Below are 3,845 nucleotides of genomic sequence, written 5' to 3'. Positions count from 1 at the left end.
CGCTCGAAATACCGCGACGAGGACCTGCGCTACGACCGCGTCATCATCATGACAGACGCCGATGTCGACGGCGCCCACATCGCCTCGCTGCTGATCACCTTCTTCTATCAGGAGATGCCGAACCTTGTGCGTGGCGGCCATCTCTACATGGCGGTGCCGCCGCTCTATTCGATCCGGCAGGGCGGCAAGATCGCTTATGCTCGAGACGACGCGCACAAGGACGAGCTGCTGCGCACCGAGTTCACAGGCCGCGCCAAGGTCGAGATCGGCCGCTTCAAGGGCTTGGGCGAGATGATGGCCTCTCAGCTCAAGGAGACCACCATGGATCCCAGGAAGCGCACGCTGCTCAGGGTCGACGTGATCGACGCCGAAGCGGCGACCAAGGACGCGGTCGACGCGCTGATGGGCACCAAGCCGGAGGCGCGCTTCCGCTTCATCCAGGAGCGCGCCGAATTCGCCGAGGCGGACGTGCTGGATATCTGACCGCCGACCGGTCCATATCAGGCTCCGGTGCGGAGACGAGCATGTGACCTTGGCGCGGCTGAAGGATGTTATCGAGGCAAGGTTCGGCGGACTGACACAGCCGACGCGTTCGGATTGGATCTTCGCCCTGCGCACGGTGTCGGCTGGGCTGGTCGCGCTTCTTTCCGCCTATGCCCTCAGGCTCGATCATCCGCAATGGGCGATGATGACGGTTTTCATCGTTGCCCAGCCGGTCGCCGGCATGGTGCTGGCCAAGGGCTTCTACCGGCTGATCGGAACATTGGCCGGCGGCCTGGCCGCGATCGGCATCACCTCGCTGTTCGGCGCCAACCCTTGGCTACTGGTCGCCGCGCTCGCGATCTGGATCGGGATCTGCACGCTGGTCTCGTCGCTGCTGCGCAATCCGGAAGCCTATGGCGCCGCGCTTGCCGGCTACACCGCGATGATCATCGGCCTGCCCGCGTTCGGTCAGCCGCACCTTGTCGTCGATCTCGCCGTCGCGCGCTGCGCCGAGATCGTGCTCGGCATCGTCTGCGCCGGCCTGACCAGCCGGCTGATCCTGCCTAAGCTGGCGGCAGACGCCATCATATCCAGGCTGAAGCGCAGCATCCTTGATCTTGCCACCTACGCCGGCGGCGCCTTCTCGGGCGGTGACGCCCCAACGCTTGCCGGTCTCCAGCGCAAGCTGATCACCGACGCCCAGACGCTGGCCGAGATGCGCACCTATGCAAGGCTCGAGGCGCCAAGCTTCGCCACCCGCGCCCATCCGGTCCGTCGCACGATCGGCCAGCTTCTGTGGGCGCTCTCGGCGGCACGTGCATTGCATAGCCATGCCGCGCCGAAGAACGCGGCTCTCATCCCGGTTCGCAGCGAGTTGAAGGCTTTCGTCGGCGAACTGGCGGCGACACCCGGCGCGCTCGACGACATCGGTCCCTGGGTGGCGCGGCTTGAGGCGATCGCCAGCAAGGCGCGAGAGGCCCCGCCGGTGCCCGCCGGGCCCGACGAGGACAAGGTTGGCACCCTCACCCGCCTTGCCATCGCCGCCGATTTCGCGGAGGCGCTGAAGCAGGTGATGCGCGGCCTCGACGCGCTGCGCTCGCCGGTCTCGCGGCCGTCCCGCGACCGGCGCCAGCCGGCACTGGTCGTGCACCGGGACTACCACGCCGCATGGCGCAACGCCGTGCGCGCCGGCCTCGCCACGCTACTGGTGGCGGCCTTCTGGCTGACGACAAAATGGTCGGAGGCGGCCGGCACCGTCATCCTCGTCGCCGTCGTCTCCAGCCTGTTCGCCTCGCGCCCCGATCCGGTCCAGTCGGCCTGGGGCTTCTTTACCGGAACGCTGCTGGCGCTTCCCTTTGCATTCCTTGTCGGCCAGATAGCGCTGCCGGCGTGGCCCGGCTTCGGCTGGTTCGCGCTCTTCGTCGTGCCGATCATGGTGCCGGCAGCGCTCGGCATGGCCAATCCGCGCCATGTCGGCGTCGCCACCGCCTTCGCCATCAACTTCCTTGCCTTCCTCAGCCCGCACCAGCAGATGGTCTATGATCCCGGCCCGTTTCTTGCCGGGTCGGCCTCGATCCTGGTCGGCATTCTGATCGCCATCGGCGTCTTCATCGTCGTGCTGCCGGCCGATCCCTGGGTCACCGTCGACCGCATCTCCCAGGCAATGCGGGAAGACCTGGCGCGGCTTTGCCTGCATGAGCGCATCCCCCGGCGTTCGGCCTTCGAGAGTCTGGCCTACGACCGCATCAACCAGCTGATGCCGCAGTTGCAGCGGACGGGTCGCAGAGGCGACCCCATCCTGGGCGGCAGCATCGCCGTCGTGACTGTCGGGCTTGAGGTTCTGCGGCTGCGCAGCGCCCAGCTGAATTCCCTCGTTCCGCGCGAGACCATGGAGTCGGTCGGCAATTTCCTGCGCGGCCTGGCGCGGGAATTGCTGTTCAGGAGGCCGGGCGAGCCGCAGACAGCGACCGTCGCCGTCGCAAGGCAATATGCGGCGAGCATCGCCGAGCGAAGCGACCGGCCCGAAATGCTGCAGATCGCCGCCTCGCTGCGCATCATCGCCGCGGCGATGGAGGACCACCCCGATTTCTTCATGAAGAACAAGGCCTAGGCAATTCCGGGAAGTAAGAAACGGGTTTTCCGTCCGGAATTGCGTCAGGTCAGGCCGCCGCTATGGCAAGGGCATGCCCGCGCGCATTGTAGCGCAGGGCTTCGAGATGGATCGACTTCACCAGCCCGGCGAGATCGCCCTCGGCCGATTGCCCGCCGAGCTCCTTCAGCATCAGCCAGCTCACTTCCTGCACGCCGGCGATGCGCTTGCCATTGGCCACTTCGCGCCACACCTTGAGCGCACGCAGGATGATGCCGTGGGTGGCCGCGGCAAGGCCGGCGCTGCGGAACAGAGCCTGCAGCGCTACGTCATGGCCGCCGGCCAGAAGAGCCCTCACCCGCTGCTCGGACTGCTGAGCGAGCGCCACCAGCGCTGAGCCGAAGAAGTCGACCTTGCCATGCGCGATGGTACGGATGATGAAGCTGGCGGTCAGGTCACCGCGCAGCCTGAGATGCTCGATGAGCGCTGCATGCTCCTCCGCACGCGTGCCTTCGATCAGTGTCACCGAGGCCTTCGCGCAGGCATCGCGCATCACGCGGTCGGCTCTTGCGGCGCCCATCAGCGCCAGCACCAGCGGCGAACCTTTCAGCGTTTCGCCGAGCTTGACCAGGAGCATGTGCCGGCAGTCGGCGGGCAAGCGGCGGTCGGCTACCAGTGCCTCGCGCACCAGCGGCAGATGGCCGTGGCGCTCCGCCATGCGGCGGAAGCTTAGCGTGGCGATGTCGGCGCCGCTGTTGGCGAGCAGCACCGCGCAGGCCTCCGGCTCGCCGATTTCGGCGATCGCCGCCGCCAGCGCCATCGAGACGACAGGCCGGTCGGCGATCAGCTTCTGCGTCGCCTTCTGGCCGCCGGCGACCCGATCGATCAAATCGGCATCGGTAAGCAGCGGCGAACGCGCCAGCACCATCGCGGCCACTTCCGGCTGGTCGGAAGCCAGCGCGCTGATGATCTGTATCGGCGCGTGATGGCTCATCGACAGCGCCTCGGCCAGCGCCAGCCGCACTTTCGACGAGGCATCATCGAGCAGCAGCGTCAGCGCGGCTTCCGCGGCGCAGCGGTCCTCGAAAGGCAGGTCGGAATTGATATAGGCGCGAGCCAGCGCGCTGGCCGCGGCGGCGCGCTCTGCAACCCTTGCCGTGTCAATCCATTTCAGGAAATGCGAAACAATCATACCGCCTGCTTACGCCCCTTGCCGGAACGGCCCGGCCCCGCTGGAAACCGTAGGCCTGAAATGGTTTACGAACGGTTCACC

General features: G+C 67.0%; 3 protein-coding genes. 2 read left to right on the top strand and 1 reads right to left on the bottom strand.

Annotated elements, in window-relative coordinates; genetic code table 11:
• Positions 1–483: toprim domain-containing protein (locus tag EN745_RS31490; RefSeq protein WP_245487882.1), on the top strand; the 483-nt coding region annotated here is incomplete at its 5' end.
• A gap of 43 nt (positions 484–526) precedes the next feature.
• A complete protein-coding gene (locus tag EN745_RS31485; RefSeq protein ID WP_127423047.1) occupies positions 527–2,593 on the top strand; it encodes an FUSC family protein in 2,067 nt (688 codons plus the stop codon).
• 49 nt (positions 2,594–2,642) lie between these two features.
• On the opposite strand, the gene EN745_RS31480 is transcribed toward EN745_RS31485, so the two are convergent.
• Positions 2,643–3,764 carry a DUF2336 domain-containing protein gene (locus EN745_RS31480; protein WP_127423046.1) on the bottom strand — a complete coding sequence of 374 codons (1,122 nt, stop codon included), beginning with the start codon at positions 3,762–3,764 and terminating at the stop codon, positions 2,643–2,645.
• Positions 3,765–3,845: the final 81 nt, after the last annotated feature.

Origin of the sequence: Mesorhizobium sp. M4A.F.Ca.ET.022.05.2.1, from assembly GCF_003998845.1 — a bacterium.
Taxonomy (GTDB): Bacteria; Pseudomonadota; Alphaproteobacteria; order Rhizobiales; family Rhizobiaceae; genus Mesorhizobium.
Note: the sequence above shows the minus strand (reverse complement) of the source record. Positions and strands in the feature narration are given on the sequence as shown.